Here is an 18766-nt window from a genome sequence, read left to right on the forward strand (position 1 = left end):
AAGCTTCACGCGCTCGACTTGCATGTATTAGGCGTGCCGCCAGCGTTCGTCCTGAGCCAGGATCAAACTCTCCGTAAAAGTCATTCCCAAAGGAATGAGCCTCGCACGCTTGTGCTTTGTTCAGTTTTCAAGGTTCTGTTTTGAAGCGACATTCCTTAGTATAACACAACTTAGTTTAATGTCAATAGTTAATTTTTGCTAGGAGGAATTAAAAATAACTTTAGTAACGGTGTGCTCCTATCATTTAAAGCCGCTTTCGCAGCGACAAGAGATAATATATCATAGCCCTGTACCGATTGCAACTAGAATATTTTTCCATCTCCTTGATAAACCAATTGGAGCAACACTATAGGATGGGCAGCAATGAGCAGAAAATTTGTATGACGGGAGAAAATTTTGCCGCAATAAAAAAGCCACAATGTGGTTGCACTAGCTAATAATAAGTACACTTGAGTCATCCGCTGTTTCTCCTCCGTACCAGCCCCCGCTTCACAAAACGAGTTGATGGCTTTCTTACCACAAAATTATTTCGTTACACGAAATAAAATGCCTTGCGAGTTCCGACGACTCACAAGGCATCTTTTTCATTTTAATACCTGGAAGCCTATTTTAAGCAAAGATCGGCCGCGCAGCGGTCTATTCGACCAACCAAATAAAGTAAGCCAGGAAGATGAAGAACATGACGTACATAATGGGGTGTACGTCTTTATATTCCCCTTTAAAAATCTTAGTTAAGGGATACATGATAAAGCCTAAGGCGATCCCCGTGGCAATACTATATGTCAAGGGCATGGCGATAATCGTGACAAAAGCCGGTAAAGCAAACTCAAGTTTGTTCCATTCAATCGACCCCAAAGCTCCTGCCATTAGCACACCCACGATAATTAAAGCAGGTGATGTTAACCCCGGATTTTCCAAAAAGATTTCCAGTAAGGGAGAGAAAAAGAGAGCAACTAAAAACAGCCCTGCCACAACGACCGATGTAAAGCCTGTCCGTCCTCCAGCAGCGACACCGGCTGAAGACTCAATATAAGATGTGGTCGTGGAAGTTCCCAAAACAGCACCTACCACAGTAGCAACAGAATCAGATGAGAGCGCTCTGGATGCCCGGGGCAGCTTATTGTTTTTCAGAAACCCGGCTTGATTGGCAACAGCCATCAATGTTCCGGCTGTATCAAAAAAGTCCACAAACAAGAAGGTAAAGATAACAACCAGCATTTGGGCCGTAAAAAATTGTTCCGGATGACTCAAAGGGTAAGCGATGGCAGCCCCAAATGTGGGGGCAAGGCTGGGTATGCTGGACACAATGGCCGATGGCATGGAGACAATGCCTACCACCATACCAGCTAATGCAGTCAGGATCATCCCATAGAAAATGCCGCCTTTAAAACCGCGAATCATAAATAATGCCGTAATCACCAAGCCGAAGATGGCCAGCAGGGTGGACGGTGTCATTAATTCACCCAATTGTACGAGTGTCACCTCATCAGCGACGATAATGCCAGCATTTTGCATCCCAATAAAGGCAATAAAGAAACCAATACCGGCTCCAGCAGCCAATTTGAGCTGCAGAGGAATGGCATTAATAATCGTTTCGCGCACCTTGGTCAGGGTCAAAATAAAGAAAATAAGACCAGATACCATCACACCAGCTAAGGCTGCCTGCCAGGGAATGCCCATACCCAGCACCACCGTATAGGCGAAAAAAGCATTAAGTCCCATTCCAGGCGCCAACGCAATCGGGTATTTAGCCCATAAACCCATGATTAAACAGCCGAGAGCAGAAGCCAGTGCCGTGGCCACAAAAACAGCACCCGGATCCATTCCGGCATCAGCTAAAATAAAGGCATTGACAAACAAGATATAAGCCATGGCCAAAAAGGTGGTTAGGCCCGCAATAAATTCTTGCCGGTACGAGGTGTTATGTTTCTCAAATTCAAAGTACCGTTCCATGTCGATCCTCCTCATGTTACTTCTGTTAACAGTCACAGCAGAGCACTTTTATTTTTTCGCCGAATTGGGGTGACCGCATTTAGCAGATGGTGCTCTAAAGCAACAAAAAAGCAAAGCCAAGGCTCTTTCTACCTAGGCTTTGCTTATCTGTTAAATGACATGCAGAGATGATGAAATGACAGAGGAGGACCTCTTCATTCCTGTCACTCCGCACGTAGTCAAGCAATTTACGGTTGCCTGGTAGAGACACCTGAGCCATATTCTCAGGCATATACGCGCGAAACAATAATATTGATGTTAAGACATGCCTGTAACCATCTTTAGTGTAAATGAAATGTAGATTTTCGTCAACAAAAAACCGAACATTTCCTTGAATATTTACCAGAAGGTTCGTGTTATACTTGGGACATATTGGCCGTTTATTCCTGACCCATTATTCCCATTCAATCGTAGCCGGGGGTTTAGAGGTAATGTCATACACCACCCGGTTGACACCGGGCACTTCATTACAAATCCGGTTAGAAATCCGTTCTAACACATCATAAGGGATACGTGCCCAATCAGCCGTCATGCCGTCCACAGAGGTGACCGCCCTGATTCCAACGGTATAATCATAAGTACGGGCATCACCCATGACACCTACGGAGCGAATATTAGGCAGGGTGGTGAAGTACTGCCAGATGTCACGCTCCAGCCCTGCTTTTTTAATCTCCTCACGTAAAATGTAATCTGATTCACGCACAATCTCCAGTTTCTCTTCTGTCACTTCGCCCAAAACACGGATCGCAAGGCCTGGACCGGGGAAAGGTTGGCGCCAGACAATTTCGGGCGGAAGCCCAAGTTCTTCACCCAGCTTACGCACCTCATCCTTAAACAGCGTATTAAGAGGCTCGATTAAATCCATTTTCATTTCTTCCGGCAACCCGCCTACATTATGGTGTGACTTAATGGTTTGAGCTGTCTCTGTTCCGCTCTCAATAATGTCCGTATACAATGTTCCCTGAGCCAGGAAATCCATCTCTTCAAGTTTACTGGCTTCTTCCTCAAACACATAAATAAATTCATTACCAATGATTTTCCGTTTTTGCTCCGGGTCAGATACCCCTTTTAACTTTTGTAAAAAGCGTTCCCGGGCGTCCACCTTTACTACGTTCATTTGGAACTTGTCAGCAAAAGTTTGCATGACACTGTCAGCTTCACCTTTGCGCAGCAAACCATGATCCACAAACATACAGGTTAACTGGTCACCGATGGCCCTGTGAACCAGAGCAGCAACAACCGATGAGTCTACCCCTCCGCTTAAGGCGCACAGCACTTTTTTGTCCCCCACTTGTTGGCGAATAGCTGCCACAGCCTGATCAATAAAGGCATCCATCGTCCATTCACCTTTGCACTGACACACACCATACACAAACTGTCTCAGTATCTCCATGCCCTTTAATGTGTGTCTGACCTCTGGATGGAACTGCACAGCATACAACTTTCTGTCCCTATCCTCCATAGCAGCCACCGGACAAGTGGGACTCACTGCGGTGACTTCAAAACCAGCCGGAGGTTCCTGGACAAGGTCTCCATGGCTCATCCATACCACTTGCTCCTCTTCAAGCCCTTGCAACAAAACAGAACCGGCTCGCAGGGAAAGTGTGGCCTTGCCATATTCACGGTGCTGGGCTTTTTCCACACGCCCTCCCAAATGATGAGCCAAGAGCTGCATCCCATAACAAATACCCAAAATGGGGATGTTCAGCTCAAAAATGCGCTGGTCACACCGGGGAGCTCCTTCATCATATACGCTGTTGGGACCACCTGAGAAGATAATCCCTTTAGGATTGAGCTCCTTCAATTTTTCCACAGGAATATGATAAGGCAAGAGCTCACTGTATACCCCCAGCTCACGAATGCGCCTGGCAATGAGCTGATTGTACTGCCCCCCAAAATCAAGTACTACAATCATTTCGTCTGGTCTTTCCATTGTGTTGTCCTCCTATTCTCGCATTTCTTCTGCATGTCATCAGGCATCACGTTCTTTTCTATTTCTAACAAGTCAGCTGACAAAGGTCAACCTTTATTTTTTCCCTGGTGAAGATTTTAATTGTTTCATGACTGAGAGCCAGAGCTGGTAAATCTGCCGCATGCTTGAGGCTGAAAGGGAATGGTTACCATAGCGCGTTTCTTCAAAGCGGCGGATTAAGGGGATTAACTGCTGGATCTCCAACTCGCTTTCCAGGCTTAACACATATTCACGCAATGTTTGGGAAGGGTGCTTCGGTTTGATAAAACGTCCCAAATAGCGGAGCAACACAGCGTATGTGTTCATCAACCACCGCTGATCTGTACCCTGCCGGTAACGCCAAATAATCCAGGACAAGATCACTCTCCGCCAAGTGAAAACAAAAACCAAGCTGACGATACACATAAACCCCAAAGCTATAGCGATCATCCAACCCACGGGCTGCAGACCATGTGTCAGGTTTTGATTATCCACCTGTGCGGCTGCCGATTCACTTTCCTGCTCTAAGTACTGTTCAGACCGCTGTTCCTCTAGAAACTCTTGCTGTGCAGTTGCACTGTCCCACTCCTGAGTGAGGTCCAGATCATCCCGTTCGAATTGGTAAGGATTCTGGAAGGTACGCGTTGGCTCAAAAGGAACCCAGCCGACGCCTGGAAAATAAACTTCCACCCAAGAATGAGCATTTTTATTGCGCACCACTGTGTTATAAGTACGGTCATGACGGTCCACGACTTCTCCAGACGTAAAGCCCTTGACCCAGCGGGCCGGAATATCCAAAGTGCGCAACATCACCACCATGGCAGAGGAAAAGTTATCACAATAACCACGCTGTGTTTCAAACAAGAACTGATCCACATAATCCTCACCGGGTCCCGGCACAGGCACATCCTCTGTTTCATATTCGAAGCCGTTCAGCCGAAAATAAGCCTCAATGGCCCGTACCTGGTCATACATGGTCTCTTCCCCTTCAACCGCTTCAAGCGCCAGCTGGCCCACCCTGTCTGGAAGAGTATCAGGCAGCTGGGTGTAACGGTTGCGGATCTCTGCAGGTATTTGCTCTGTATTTGCTTCCCTCAGGGCTTTCACTGAATAGGACGGGAAGGCACTAACCAGTTCATATCCTGAGAGCGGGGCCGGTTGATAATGATGAAGACGATCATAACTGAACCAACGCCCGGAAAACCTCTCCCATCCGGCAACGACGTCTGTATTGGTAAAGACTTTGACTTCAAGTGGATCTCCTGGGTAAAACAGCTGGGCCCGTTCCCCGGCAAAATACAACTCGGCCCGGATCATGTCAGTCTCCGTTGCTGGATCCGCCAAGAAGAGATCCATGTTAGTTCTGACCTGTTCCACATCGTCGAAGGCAAAGAAAATTTCCATGCTGTCAGAGTTTTCCCATCCCTGACCATTATAATAATCCCGAGACTCCCCACGCCAATAATGAAGGGTCTCCGTCACAGCCTGAAACACAATGGTATCATCTTCAATAAAAGGACCACCCAGCACTTCATCCGCTCCATCGTATCCAACCCGCTGCACCGCTCTTGCTCCGGAGCCTTCTGAATAAGCTTGAATAAAAGCCACCGGGTCGGGCCAGGCAGGCTCAGCCTTTGGCGCCGTATAAGCGACACTTGCTGCTGCCACAATAAAAACCAGACTGAGCACCATCCAGCTTGCAGGACGGAATGCTGCACCCGTCCCTCCCTGTTGTTCAGCTTTACTGGCAATATGCCTCCAGTGAACCACAGACAAAAGCAGAAATCCACCCAGCACCGTCCTAATGACCGGGCCTTTAGCGTCAAAGGGGGTAAAAGTGTCCAAGACAGCCAGATAGGTGATGGTCATCACGACAAAGTACAACACCCGCTGCCTTAGAAACACACTTTCATACAAAGAGAGAGCAATTAGCCATATCAACATGAAGAAGAAAAAGGTCCGGCTTAAAAATGACACACTGCTCCAATCGCGCTCTAAAATAAAGGGAATAGCATAAACAAGTTCCTGAACAAGATAGGAAAGCCAGCTGAGACTGAACAAAGGGCCGGTGAAGTACAAGTGATGAAGTAAGAACAGCCACACTAAACTAACCAGCGGCACGGAAAAGTACCAGGCCAACCTTAAAACTTTTAGCACCATTACAATCACAAAGAAAATCACAAAAGGGTAAACCGCATGAGTCTCGGTCAATAAGGGAAGAGGGCGCAACCACTCCCAAAACAGCAAGGTGAGCAAGGCTAACATAACACTGGTTAACAAAGGGCTTGCTGAACCTTGCCTTTGATCATTGTACAAGAGAAGCATTAAGCTCACTCCTTGACAGGTGAGACGGGAATAAAGGGGAGGTGATGGGGTATACTGGGATCCCCTCCCTGTTGAGCACTGACAGCGCGTCTTTTTCAGCAGATGTCATTTCCCGTCCTCCTTTTATCCAAAAAAATTCTGCTTGAATCTTACGATAGGCTAAATCAGCCAGCATCATGGTCATCTTCTTATTTAAGACCGGAGAAACAATAACAACAGTTGTGCCCTGCGGAAGATGAGCCACCTCACGCAACACCGTCTTGATAAAAGGATAGGCAGCATCCGCTTTAATATGGGCCAAATGATCAAAGATGCGATACAGTTGTTCCCCTGCTCGCTCCAGGGGCAATACGGTCTGGGTCTTTCCGTAAGAAACCAATCCGCAGGCAAAATGATGTTTTAATGTATAGCGTACCAAAGTTGCGGTGAGGGATATGGCCCACTCGAACAAGGGATGTTCCTCATCACCGTAAGCCTGTTTTTCCCTGTCTAAAAACAGCATTACATCGCGACGGAGCTTATGCTCAAATTCTTTGGTTTTAAGTCCCCCGCTTTTGGCACTTGCTTTCCAATGGATACGGGCCAAGCGGTCACCTGGGACATACTCCCGGGTGCCAATAACCGAGGCCATCTCCTCACTTTTCTTGACATGGCGGGCACGACCCAGGCCCGTATTGCGGTCATTTACAACAGGCCAGCTGAAAATCTCCTGATAACGGGGGTAGACCACGACTGTCTGTCGTGCTTCCACTTGCTTTGTACACTTGACAAAACCAAACCAATCACCTGTCTTGAGTTCGACCCGCTGCCATTGATAGCGGCCTCTGGGAAGCTCGTCAATCCGATAAGTCACTTTAAACATGCGTTTAAACCACGGGAAGACCATGATCTCCTTTACTGATGTTCTTGCTTTCAGCTGTGCAGGAAGATGATCAGCAAGAACGAGGTAGACCAAGGGCAAACGATAAGGATTATGCACAATAAGGCTCACTTGGAGCGCCTCCCCGGCCACACAGCGTTCTCTACTGACTTCCCGTTCAACAGTCACCCCGCTTAATCCAAAAAAATATTGGAGTACAGCTAAGAAAGCAACGGGTGCATACGTGTAAAAAATAAACCAACTGATAAACCCGCCCTGAAATTTGGCAAAGGCGTAAGTGACCAGCAGCAAGACCAAAATGGTGAACAATCCTGTCGATGAGCGCAGGGACATTCAATCACTCCTAGCTTTTCATCACTTCTTCCACTACAGGGACACTGACATGCTTCAAAACCTCAGCGATGATGAGTTCCACACTGGCCCCATTTAAGCGTGCTTCAGATGTGAGGATGATACGATGGCCCAGAGTATAAGGAGCCAAATATTTCACATCATCAGGAATCACATAATCCCGCCCCCGGATAAAGGCCAGGGCTTGTGCGGCATGAAGCAGGGCAATCGAACCACGCGGACTGGCTCCAAGGTAGACACTGGGATGCTCCCGGGTAGCACGGGCTAGGGCTACCATATACCGTGCAACCGAATCCTCAACATACACTTTGCGAACCTCCTCCTGCAGGTTGACCAGTTCTTCGATAGACATCACCGCTTCCAGCTTGTCAATGGGATGTCCTGCTCTGAGGCGGACTAATAAGTCTACTTCTTGATCTTTAGAAGGATAGCCAAGCTTTAATTTTAATAGAAAACGGTCCAATTGGGCCTCGGGCAACGGATAAGTGCCTTCATACTCGATGGGATTTTGGGTGGCCATCACCAAAAAAGGCGATGGCAGCGGCCGGGTTTCACCATCTACTGTCACACTGCCCTCTTCCATTGCTTCCAGCAAGGCAGACTGGGTTTTGGGAGAAGTCCGGTTGATCTCATCGGCCAATACAATGTGTCCAAAAATGGGGCCTGGGCGAAACTCAAACTTAAGTTCCTTCTGATTAAAAATCGACACACCCGTGACATCCGACGGCAACAGGTCCGGGGTAAATTGAATGCGTTTAAATGTACAGCCCAGAGAACGGGCCAGAGAACGGACAAGCATGGTTTTACCAACCCCAGGCACATCTTCCAGCAATATATGTCCTTTGGCCAATATAGCGACTAAAGTCAGTTCCACAACCTGTTCTTTGCCCACCATCACCTTATGCACATTGTTCATGACTTCTGCTAGTTTAGGATGATACTGATCCACTGAAACAAGATTTGAATCGGTCATAAGCGCCTCCTTGTTCTCTCGTTCCTTTTCTATGATTCTATTTCCCATTATTCCATTAATACCATTCCACCCTGCTTTTAATCCTTTTCTTTGATGTTAACATACTGCAAGTGAAGAAGGAATTTTAGAGATAAAAGACGAATACGTTGAAGAAAAGTTCTAGAACGGAGAAAAAAACATGTATATCTTTATTGTCAATCCTGTATCAGGGAATGGTAAAGGGTTAAAAATATGGAAAAAAGTACGCAAGGAGCTGGATAAACGGCAAGTTCCTTACCGCTCCTTTTTTACCAAACAAGCTGGTCATGGTACAGAGCTGGCTAAACAACTGGCCGAACTCTACCAAGAAAAAATAACAGCCATCATCGCCGTAGGCGGTGATGGCACCGTACACGAAATCATTAATGGATTGTCTAAGTACCCCCGAATCCCGTTTAGTGCGATTTCAGCCGGTTCCGGCAACGACTTTGCCCGGGGTTTTGGCCTGCCCCGACGTCCCTTGCCTGCCTTAAACCACATTTTGGCCACTTCTTCCTCATCCCTTGCCCGCTATGATATGGGGGTTTACCACCTGGGCCATAAGCGTAAGGGAAAAGGTTATTTTATCAACGGGATTGGTGTCGGTTTTGACGGTGAAGTGGCTAAATATACCAACCAGGCGCGCTATAAAAAATGGCTGAACACCTTTAAGCTGGGGATATTGGCTTATGTGATCTCAGCACTTAAATTATTGTTCAAATACCGGACACAGGAAGTCATCATCAGGGTCGACGGGCAGGAATACACCTTTAGGGATGTGTGGCTGGTAGCTATATGTAATATCCCTTATTATGGGGGCGGTATGAAAATCATTCCCCAAGCTCGCCCCAACGATGGACTGCTTAATGTTTGCGTGGTCCATCAGCTTAAGCCATGGCAGGTGATGTTAGCCCTTGGCTCTGTTTATCTTGGCTGGCACACACGGCTTAAAGCTGTCAAGCTGATTAAAGGGGAAATGATCCAAGTGAGCAGCGAGGAGCCGATGACGGTTCATGCTGATGGTGAGATCATCGGAACCTCTCCCATCTTGTTAACCATCGAAAAAAGAACCCGGACCATATGGAGATGATTTCAACATCGCACCCAAGACCGTCTATTTAATGCACATGAGACCTGGGCTTGGTTGATGATAAAAAACGCTGGGGATCCCCTGCTGTTAAACACCTATAGATTGAACACCAGGAACGCTTAGCAAAATAGATCGGTACTCTCTGTTCCTTGGCCCGTTGTTTAATCACTTTAGATAAATTGTGATTGATATAATCGGTCAGAACCAGCACGGCATCCACATTCTTGGGGATCTCCCGTTTCACTTGCTGACACTTGCGTCCTGACACATGACAAATCTGACAGACACCCAATTCTTTTAATTGATCTGTAATATTACCCAGGTGATCGCCTCCGACAACCAGTAATGAGCGCATCTTTCATCACCTCTGTTCGATTGTTTTATAAACATGGCCGACTTTAACTTTTCAGATAATGAGAATCAATTTCAATTAAATTGTAAGAAAAATGCGCCCATTTGTCAATGAAAATGATTATCAAATGAAAAAATAACCCCAGCCATTGTGCTCTTCACCTTTAGACACAATGGCTGAGCCTGGTCATACTCTAATTCTCTTTTGGTTGTTAAGCACGTTAAAACACTAATAAACCAATGGAAATAATCAAGCCGCTGACAATTAGAGCCATGATACAGAATCCCATAATATCTTTTGCCCGCAGTCCGGCAATAGCAAGCGCCGGTAAAGCCCAGAAAGGTTGGATCATGTTTGTCCACGCATCTCCCCAGGCAACAGCCATGGCTGTTTTGGCTGTATCAACGCCCAGCTCCAAAGCAGCCGGAAGCATGACCGGGGCCTGCACAGCCCATTGTCCCCCGCCAGAAGGCACGAAAAAGTTTACGATACCCGCACTGATAAAGGTAAACAAGGGGAATGTATATTCGTTAGAGATCTGCACAAACCACAGAGACATTTTCTCCGCCAGCCCGGAAGAGACCATCATGCCCATAATCCCCGCATAAAACGGAAACTGGATCATAATCCCTCCCGCATTTTTAACCGCCTGTTTCACACTTTCCAAAAACCGCCGCGGTGTGCCATGAAAGAGAATGCCCAGGTTCCCGATTGCACAATGAAATAATATAAAATGAACGCCAGCCCCATGGCACCTGTCAGAAGGGAAACCAGACGGCTGTTTTCCAGTTTTTCGGCTGGTGTACGGGCAACATACTGATCTTGAGTGGCAGATTCAGCCGGTTCCTCCAGCAGTGTCCGGTCAATGTAAACCCGGTTTTCAGTTGACGTAAGCATCATCCGGTTAAGAACAGGCAGCACAACCAGTAAAGCAATTACGATAAACAGGTTAAAACCAGCAAAAATTGTATGACTGGTCGGAATCACGCCAATCAGTTCCTCACAGAAATGGATCAGGCAGATAACGCTGCATCAGGCCGTCAAAAAATATCGTTGCTCGTTTAAACATGCCGCTCCCCCTTTATGACTGCTCATATTGTTCTCACAAGTAAGGCAAACGCTTTCATTTGAGCTGAAATTAACAGGCGCATGAATCACTCATGCGCCTTTTTCAAAGATGACCAAGTGCACCTTGCGTCTCCGCATCCGACCAAGCGATAAAGGTTCCTAGCTGTCTGCTTTCACTGTGGTATCCTCATCCTTGGTGGCAGACAGGGAACGCCACGCCTCCATTATTAAGAACAAACACAGTACAGCCAGGAAAATGGCTGAAATAGCGAGGAAATAATTCCCTGTCGCAAAGTTGCGCTGGATGAGAACCACTAGGGCACTCAATGTCACAATAAACATAAACACCATGGGAATAATGGTAAAGTAAGATTTAACCCCTTTCTTAATCAGCCATACAGATACCGCCAGCAAGGCAATGGCCCCTAGCATCTGATTGGCTGAACCGAACAAAGGCCAGACAGTAGACCAAGTACCGGATAGTGCCAAGGCACCTGCACCGATCAATACAATCAATGTGGATAAATGGATGTTTTTAGCTAGAGCCGGTACCCTCTGATCAGCCAGCTCCTGTACGGCATAACGGCCAAGACGTGTCGCTGAATCCAGGGTAGTAAACAGGAAGGCTGAAGCAGTTAAGGCCGCAAAGGTGGTTGCCGTTGTTTCAGCAATACCCCAATGGGACATGAAGTAGCCGATGCCAGCAGCAAAAGTACCAATCGGCCCGCCCAATTCTGCCAATCTAGCCGCATATTCTGCTTGGGTCAAATAGGCAATAGATCCAATGACGATGATAGCCAGGAAACCTTCCAGTAACATGCCGCCGTAGGTGATAAATTTCCCGCTTCTTTCATTGTCCAGCTGTTTGGCAGTCGTACCTGAAGACACCAGGGAGTGAAATCCGGAAATAGCCCCGCAAGCAATGGTAATAAACAAGATGGGGAACAGATAACCAAGATTTTCATCATAAAAGCCAGTATAAGCGTCCATTTGAATAGCGGGAGCGGCAATAATGATACCCAGCACCGCACCAACCATCATCCCGTACAACAAGAAGGAGTTGAGATAGTCCCGGGGCTGCAAAAGGACCCACACAGGCAATACTGATGCCACATAGGCGTAAATGAGCAAGATCCAAACCCATGTGGTTGCACTTAAGTTCAGCGGATAGTTAATGCCGATCCATACAGAAGCCAGCATGGCAATCATACCGAAAATAGTAGCTACCACCAGGTTGACACGCAACTGGTTAACCACAAAACCAAACAGGATGGCCAGCCCCAAAAAGAGCATAGAAGCCGTAGCTGCTTGAGGGACCGCTACAAAGGTGTCAGCAACGAGGATAACAAATACACCAACAATTAAAATTAGAGCCGAAATAGAGAAAAGTAAGAATAGAATTTGGCCGCGGTTGCCAATATACTCTTTTATCACAGCACCAATCGATTGGGCTTTATGACGGATTGATGCTTGCAGTGAACTGTAATCATGCACTCCGCCGACAAAGATGCTTCCAATCACTACCCACAGCACGGCAGGCAACCAACCAAAGACCGCTGCTGTAATCGGCCCGACAATCGGTCCTCCCCCGGCGATGGAGGCATAATGGTGCCCTAAAAGAACAGGTTTTTTAGCCGGTACATAGTCCACACCATCATGCATGGTATGAGCAGGTGTGGGACGGTTGGGGTCTATACCCAGCTTGCGTTCCAGAAATTTGCCGTAAGTAAAGTAAGCAATGATAAAGATAACACCACAAATGAACATCAACGTGAGAAAGTTCACCTGTCTAAGCCTCCTCTGTCAATTGTTTTTTAAAAGGCTCAACAAACGATTCACCCTTCGGATGAATATGCACTTCCTTAGCTTTGAGATCCACAATGGCCATATAAATTTCAGCCCAACCATACCAGCCATATTTGATAAACCTCAATTTTCTAAAGCGCCTCACCTCCCTCACAAGATCACGAGTTACTGGCTGATCGGTCACCATCACACCTAGAAAAATGGTGGACATATGTTCCCGGTGCTCGGGAACATAGTGCTTTATATTCTTGATCAGCTCCTCTTTAAACATCTGAATAAAACCCGAAGTTAACGGTGCTTTACTGGCCGCAACAAAAACGCACTGCTGATTTTCAACTCCCCAAACTTTAATCGATTTGGTAATCAAATATCGTTCATCTCTGCGTTTATACAAGGCCATAAAGGCAAGTGGGATTTGTCCAAGGTCTTCATCCCGGTACACATCAAAAAAGTGGACAAACCGGTTAGCGATCTTTTGGATATAGTGCCGAATAGTCTGTTCGTTTACCGACATGTGCTTCATCCTCTCTGCGACAGTTAGAAAAGATCGACACCGTTTGCCACAATGATTGATTTAAAGGGGCCAATTCCCCATAGTTTGAGGTCTAATGTGTCTTTTTTCAGAAACTGTTCTATATGATATGGGACAAAGATACGCAAACCATCTACTTGAATTTCTTTAAAGCGCTGCAGGTCATCAGGCTCCCCCAAGTGGGCCGTCAGTTCCATTGGCCCGCCTCCACAACATCCTCGGGCTTTCAACAGTTGCACAGTTAATGTTTTTCCTTTGGCAGCCAGCCAGGTTTTGGCTTTATCCTCCAGCTGAACGTGGAGGGACATCTTTAAAGCCCCCTTTCGTTGTTCAATTTAAAATTGACCAGGTTCATCCTATCTTGCCAATTATCTGACTAAATTAACAAGACCAGGAGGAATAGGCGCTCCTAAGTAAGAGGTAATAATATTATATCAATTTCCGGACAAATGAAGTAGTGGGATGATTAACCTGCCTAATAAATATTTATGAAAGCGCTGTCATTTTCTATTACTATTATAACTTAGTTTAAAAAAACCTGCCACTGTACAGGTGGCAGGTTGCTTCCTAATCTTGTTTTTATAATCTTGTTTTTATAGAGGAGGGGGATTACATCATGCCGCCCATGTCCGGCATGCCAGGGTTTCCGTTTTTATCTTCTTCTTCAGGCTCATCAGCCACAATGGCCTCCGTGGTTAAGAACATAGCGGATACACTGGCTGCGTTTTGCAGAGCAGAACGGGTCACTTTAGCCGGGTCAACAATACCCGCTTCCAGCATGTTTACCCATTCGCCGGTAGCCGCGTTAAATCCGGTGCCTACCGGTTCTTTTTTCAGGCGCTCAACAATGACGGAACCTTCCAGACCGGCATTGTGGGCAATTTGACGTACAGGCTCTTCAAGGGCACGCAGCACAATGTTGACACCTGTTTTCTCGTCGCCTTCAACATCCAGCTTCTCAACAGCGGAAATCACGTTAACCAGTGCAGTACCACCACCGGAAACGATACCTTCTTCAACAGCAGCGCGAGTTGAGTTCAAAGCATCCTCGATGCGCAGCTTTTTCTCTTTCAATTCGGTTTCAGTGGCAGCACCCACTTTGATGACAGCCACACCGCCGGCCAATTTGGCTAAGCGCTCTTGTAATTTTTCTTTGTCAAACTCAGATGTAGTCTCTTCCAGTTGAGCACGAATTTGGTTGACGCGGCCGGCAATTTTGTCAGAGTCGCCATGGCCTTCAACAATGGTGGTGTGTTCTTTGGTCACAACCACTTTGCCAGCGCGGCCCAGTTGATCGATGCGGGCAGATTTCAGCTCTAAGCCGAGGTCTTCGGTGATCACTTGGCCACCCGTCAGGATAGCAATATCTTCAAGCATCGCCTTGCGACGGTCGCCGAAACCAGGTGCTTTAACAGCTACAGCGTTGAATGTTCCGCGCAGCTTGTTAACCACTAAGGTAGCCAGTGCTTCACCTTCAACATCTTCAGCGATGATCAACAGCGGCTTGCCTTGCTGGACGACTTGTTCCAGGATCGGCAATACCTCTTGAATGTTGGAGATTTTCTTATCGGTAATCAAGATATAGGGATTGTCAAGGACAGCTTCCATTTTGTCCGTATCAGTTACCATGTAAGGAGAAGCGTAACCGCGGTCGAATTGCATACCTTCAACCACTTCTAATTCAGTGACAAAACCTTTGGATTCCTCAACGGTGATCACACCGTCATTGCCCACTTTTTCCATTGCTTCTGCAATGAGTTGCCCAATCTCTTCGTCAGCAGCAGAAATGGCAGCGACTTGGGCAATGGAAGATTTGCCTTCAATCGGCTTGGAAATGTTTTTAATTTCTTCAACGGCAGCTTTGATGGCTTTTTCGATGCCTCGCTTCAGACCCATGGGGTTGGCACCGGCAGCCACGTTTTTCAATCCTTCACGGATCATGGCTTGGGCCAGAACAGTCGCAGTGGTTGTACCGTCACCAGCTACATCGTTGGTTTTGTTGGCCACTTCAGCAACCAGTTTGGCACCCATGTTTTCAAACGGGTCTTTCAATTCAATTTCTTTGGCAATGGTCACACCGTCATTGGTAATTAACGGGGAACCAAATTTCTTTTCCAGAACAACGTTGCGCCCTTTTGGTCCAAGGGTTACTTTCACTGCATCAGCCAATGTATCCACACCGCGCAGCATGGCACGACGAGCTGTTTCACTAAACTTAAGCTGTTTAGCCATCACTTCCGCCTCCTATTATGTAATATTATTTTTACTTAAAAAGTTTTAGACAACCATGGCCTGTATAACGCACACCAAGCTGATGTTAGCTTAAAATAGCCAGAATATCGCTCTCGCGCATAATCAGCAATTCTTTGTTATCAAATTTAACTTCCGTTCCGGCGTATTTGGAAAAGATAACACGATCGCCTTCTTTCACTTCTAAAGGAATGCGCTCACCGTTTTCAATCCGGCCACTGCCAACAGCAACCACTTTACCTTCTTGCGGCTTTTCTTTAGCCGTATCAGGAAGCACAATGCCGCTTGCTGTTGTTTCTTCTTTTTCAATGGGTTCAATAACCACACGATCGCCTAGTGGCTTCAACATTTCAAACGCCCTCCTTAATATTTGATTTTAATTGTTAGCACTCACCCAACACGAGTGCTAACACCTAATATATTAATCATTTTAGTTTGGTTTTGCAAGTCCCTTTTTCATCTGTTGTATGAAAAAGTTTTGCACTTTAATAGCATATAACTTTTACTCCTGATTTATTCTTTTTGCTGCCATCCGCCGGTATGTTAGCTGGGACAGCCATACGCTGATCTCATAGAGGATGATCAACGGCACAGTGACCAAAAGGTGGGAAAGGAGCTCAGGAGGCGTAATTAAGGCCGCAATGACAAACAGGGCAAAATAGGCGTACTTACGCATGCGTTTTAACAGCAACGGGGAAACCACACCCAACCGGGTGAGAAAGAGAACCAGTAGCGGCATTTGAAAGATGAAACCAAAGGGAACAACCAGCGTGAACATAAACTGAAAATAGTGGATCATACCGTACATCTCTTCCGCCCCAAGCCGGCTGGCAATCCCCGTCATAAACTGAATGACAAAAGGGAACAACCAATAATAACCGAACGCCAAGCCGGCAACAAACAGAACGGCAGCCCCTGGAATGTAGGCCAGGGTGATTTTACGTTCTTTCTCGGTTAAACCTGGGCTAACAAAGGCCCAGATTTGGTACAACGCAAATGGAAAGGTTATCACCAAACCAACGACGATGGAAAACAGGAAAAAAACCTTAAAGGCATCAGTTAAACCGATGACCACCCAGGGAATCTGAGCAGCCACCGGTTGTTTTTGCAGATACTGCACCACGTTATCGGCGAGGAAAAATCCCAATACCATGGACACAAGAAAAAGGATCAAAACATAGATGACCCTTTTTCTCAATTCACCGATATGTTCCATGACGCTCATATCATCGCTTTGCTTGTGCTTAATATTGGTTCTTTTGATATGTTTGGGTATGGAACGCTGTTCCTGCTCCATTTCTCTCTCCTCCGGCACCAGGCAGTTTAAACAATTGTTTAACGATCGTTTTTCTCTTCTGTTTGCTTCGGTTTATCCTCATCAACCAGGCCATTGGTGGCATTTTTAAATTCACGCAAGGTTTTTCCAAAGGCACGGCCCAATTCAGGCAGTTTGCTCGGCCCGAACAAGAGCAGTGCCACTAAAATAATTAAAATTAAACTGACAGGTCCGATAGTTGGCATTTGTTTATCCCTCCAATTTATCCAATCCTTCTTCCTTAGAAGGTGAAGGATAATGTTTTAAAAAGTAAATCAGGGTTTGTAATTCGATGGTCAGATCAATATGATGGATACGGATATGATCTGGCACATCAATTCTGGCAGGGGTAAAGTTAAGGATCCCTTTGATGCCAGCTTTGATCAGCAGGTTTACTGTCTCTTGAGCCACTTGGGCCGGCACCGTTAAAATGGCAATGGGGGTGTCAGCCAGGTCCCCTTCCTGGAGATTGTCCAAAGCATAAATGGGGATCCCGCCAATGGTTTGGCCAATCTTGTGCGGATCAACGTCGTAGGCTTTCATAATTTTGATGTTGTGGCTTTTTTGGAAATTATAGCGCAACAGGGCCGTACCCAGGTTACCAACCCCGATGAGCACCACGCCTGTTTTATTATCTTGTTCTAAGATTTTCCGAAAAAAGGACAATAAATACTCCACATTGTACCCATAACCTTTGCGGCCCAGCGCTCCAAAGTAGGAAAAATCCCGCCGGATGGTGGCTGCATCTATTTTAACAGCTTCGCTCAGTTCCGTCGATGAGATGCGCTGTTTTCCTGCCCTTTTAATATTTTCCAGCACCCGGTAATACAACGGCAGCCGCTTGGCTGTGGCTTGCGGAATCCGTTGCTCGCTCATCAGGCATTAACCCCTTCTTCACCACGCAAAATAGTCAAAGCGTTAGGCAATTGATCAATGATTGCTTCTAAACAGGTTTGAGCATCTTGCACAGCACCCGGAAGGTTAATAATGAGCGAGTTGCCGCGCGTACCGCAAATGGCGCGGGTAAACATGGCCAAGCGGGAGCTCTCCAGTGCTTTGCGCCGCATCTCTTCAGCCATGCCTGGAACGACGCGGTCAATCACCTGTCTGGTCGCTTCAGGGGTGACGTCATCCGGACTTAAGCCTGTTCCGCCCACAGTGACCAGCAAATCCACTTGGTGACGGTCGGTGATCTCAATCATATTTTCTTTCAGGGTTTCGATACAATCCGGCAAGACACGGTAGATGATAACATTGGCTTCCAGATGGTGGGTTAACACATCTTTTACCGCCGGCCCGCTGTTATCCACCCGCTCCCCCCGTGATGCTTTATTGCTCGCTACAACAATGGCCACTTTCCACATACTAACGTTCCTCCCTCTTGAAATCTCCGCTTTTGCCTCCTGTTTTTTTCAGGAGATAGGTGGGGCCAATCACCATGCCTTTGTCCAATGCTTTACACATATCATAAATGGTCAGGGCGGCCGCTTGTGCAGCTGTAAGTGCTTCCATTTCTACACCTGTTTTTCCTGTTGTTTTTACTTCCGCATAAATTTTAATCACAGCCTGTTTCCCTTCCCGTACCGGTTCAAAGCGAATGTCGATCCCTGTCAAGGGCAAAGGATGACACATGGGAATCCATTGGGGTGTATTTTTAGCGGCCATCACACCAGCCACTTGGGCAACGGCCAGTACATCCCCCTTTTTAACCTTCCCTTGTTCAATCTGATCCAAAACTTCACGGGGCATTTGAACCTGGCTGAAGGCCACAGCCGTCCGTTTGGTCTCTTGTTTATCAGAGACATCGACCATCCTGGCCCTCCCCTGTTCATTAAAATGGGTAAATGACGACATGGTTTATGT

Annotated in this window: 18 protein-coding genes, 1 rRNA gene, 1 pseudogene and 1 riboswitch; of the genes and pseudogenes, 1 reads left to right on the forward strand and 19 read right to left on the reverse strand. The window is 46.7% G+C overall.

Annotated elements, in window-relative coordinates:
• The 7 genes from J2S00_RS15865 to J2S00_RS15895 all read right to left on the reverse strand — a co-directional run.
• A 16S ribosomal RNA gene (locus tag J2S00_RS15865) occupies positions 1-78 on the reverse strand; the annotation flags it as partial.
• A gap of 224 nt (positions 79-302) precedes the next feature.
• Positions 303-458: a hypothetical protein gene (locus tag J2S00_RS15870; protein ID WP_307342022.1), complete on the reverse strand. Its 156-nt coding sequence runs from the start codon at positions 456-458 to the stop codon at positions 303-305.
• 178 nt (positions 459-636) lie between these two features.
• The gene (locus tag J2S00_RS15875) at positions 637-1953 is read right to left on the reverse strand and encodes an NCS2 family permease (RefSeq protein ID WP_307342025.1); all 1317 of its coding nucleotides are present in this window, start codon (positions 1951-1953) and stop codon (positions 637-639) included.
• Between the two features lie 195 nt (positions 1954-2148).
• Positions 2149-2250: riboswitch (purine riboswitch) on the reverse strand.
• 136 nt (positions 2251-2386) lie between these two features.
• A complete protein-coding gene (guaA, locus tag J2S00_RS15880; protein WP_307342028.1) occupies positions 2387-3925 on the reverse strand; it encodes a glutamine-hydrolyzing GMP synthase in 1539 nt (512 codons plus the stop codon).
• Positions 3926-4018: 93 nt separating this feature from the next.
• Positions 4019-6268 carry a transglutaminase TgpA family protein gene (locus J2S00_RS15885; protein WP_307342030.1) on the reverse strand — a complete coding sequence of 750 codons (2250 nt, stop codon included), beginning with the start codon at positions 6266-6268 and terminating at the stop codon, positions 4019-4021.
• Entirely contained in the window at positions 6249-7481 is a 1233-nt protein-coding gene (locus J2S00_RS15890) for a DUF58 domain-containing protein (protein WP_307342033.1), read from the reverse strand. Before J2S00_RS15890 ends, J2S00_RS15885 begins: the two co-directional genes overlap by 20 nt.
• Before the next feature lie 10 nt (positions 7482-7491).
• Positions 7492-8472 carry an AAA family ATPase gene (locus tag J2S00_RS15895; RefSeq protein ID WP_307342036.1) on the reverse strand — a complete coding sequence of 327 codons (981 nt, stop codon included), beginning with the start codon at positions 8470-8472 and terminating at the stop codon, positions 7492-7494.
• A 178-nt stretch (positions 8473-8650) separates the two neighbouring features.
• Here J2S00_RS15895 and J2S00_RS15900 point away from each other — a divergent pair, with 178 nt between their 5' ends.
• Entirely contained in the window at positions 8651-9580 is a 930-nt protein-coding gene (locus J2S00_RS15900) for a diacylglycerol/lipid kinase family protein (protein ID WP_307342039.1), read from the forward strand.
• Positions 9581-9608: 28 nt separating this feature from the next.
• Here J2S00_RS15900 and J2S00_RS15905 read toward each other — a convergent pair whose 3' ends face one another.
• The 12 genes and pseudogenes from J2S00_RS15905 to moaC all read right to left on the reverse strand — a co-directional run bounded on the left by J2S00_RS15905 (position 9609) and on the right by moaC (position 18757).
• Positions 9609-9935 (reverse strand): DUF2325 domain-containing protein, encoded by a 327-nt coding sequence (locus tag J2S00_RS15905; RefSeq protein ID WP_307342042.1) that lies wholly within the window; start codon positions 9933-9935, stop codon positions 9609-9611.
• A gap of 217 nt (positions 9936-10152) precedes the next feature.
• Positions 10153-10943 (reverse strand): annotated as a pseudogene (locus J2S00_RS15910) (TIGR00366 family protein); the annotation flags it as partial.
• A gap of 216 nt (positions 10944-11159) precedes the next feature.
• A complete protein-coding gene (locus tag J2S00_RS15915) occupies positions 11160-12785 on the reverse strand; it encodes a carbon starvation CstA family protein (protein WP_307342045.1) in 1626 nt (541 codons plus the stop codon).
• Between the two features lie 4 nt (positions 12786-12789).
• Positions 12790-13320, reverse strand: a complete 531-nt coding sequence (locus J2S00_RS15920) for a DUF8052 family protein (protein WP_307342048.1) — start codon at positions 13318-13320, stop codon at positions 12790-12792.
• Between the two features lie 23 nt (positions 13321-13343).
• Positions 13344-13646 (reverse strand): CC/Se motif family (seleno)protein, encoded by a 303-nt coding sequence (locus J2S00_RS15925; protein WP_307342051.1) that lies wholly within the window; start codon positions 13644-13646, stop codon positions 13344-13346.
• A gap of 301 nt (positions 13647-13947) precedes the next feature.
• Entirely contained in the window at positions 13948-15570 is a 1623-nt protein-coding gene (groL, locus tag J2S00_RS15930) for a chaperonin GroEL (RefSeq protein ID WP_307342054.1), read from the reverse strand.
• An 85-nt stretch (positions 15571-15655) separates the two neighbouring features.
• Positions 15656-15937, reverse strand: coding sequence for a co-chaperone GroES (groES, locus tag J2S00_RS15935; RefSeq protein ID WP_307342057.1), 282 nt, complete (start codon positions 15935-15937; stop codon positions 15656-15658).
• A 153-nt stretch (positions 15938-16090) separates the two neighbouring features.
• Positions 16091-16813 carry a twin-arginine translocase subunit TatC gene (tatC, locus tag J2S00_RS15940; RefSeq protein WP_503128588.1) on the reverse strand — a complete coding sequence of 241 codons (723 nt, stop codon included), beginning with the start codon at positions 16811-16813 and terminating at the stop codon, positions 16091-16093.
• Between the two features lie 110 nt (positions 16814-16923).
• Positions 16924-17109 carry a twin-arginine translocase TatA/TatE family subunit gene (locus J2S00_RS15945; RefSeq protein WP_307342062.1) on the reverse strand — a complete coding sequence of 62 codons (186 nt, stop codon included), beginning with the start codon at positions 17107-17109 and terminating at the stop codon, positions 16924-16926.
• Between the two features lie 4 nt (positions 17110-17113).
• On the reverse strand, positions 17114-17779 hold the full coding sequence (locus J2S00_RS15950) for a redox-sensing transcriptional repressor Rex (protein ID WP_370875890.1): 666 nt from the start codon (positions 17777-17779) through the stop codon (positions 17114-17116).
• Complete coding sequence (locus J2S00_RS15955) at positions 17779-18267, reverse strand: MogA/MoaB family molybdenum cofactor biosynthesis protein (protein WP_307342064.1); 489 nt, start codon at positions 18265-18267, stop codon at positions 17779-17781. Before J2S00_RS15955 ends, J2S00_RS15950 begins: the two co-directional genes overlap by 1 nt.
• Before the next feature lies 1 nt (position 18268).
• Entirely contained in the window at positions 18269-18757 is a 489-nt protein-coding gene (gene moaC, locus J2S00_RS15960) for a cyclic pyranopterin monophosphate synthase MoaC (protein WP_307342067.1), read from the reverse strand.
• Positions 18758-18766: the final 9 nt, after the last annotated feature.

Origin of the sequence: Caldalkalibacillus uzonensis, from assembly GCF_030814135.1 — a bacterium.
Taxonomy (GTDB): Bacteria; Bacillota; Bacilli; order Caldalkalibacillales; family Caldalkalibacillaceae; genus Caldalkalibacillus; species Caldalkalibacillus uzonensis.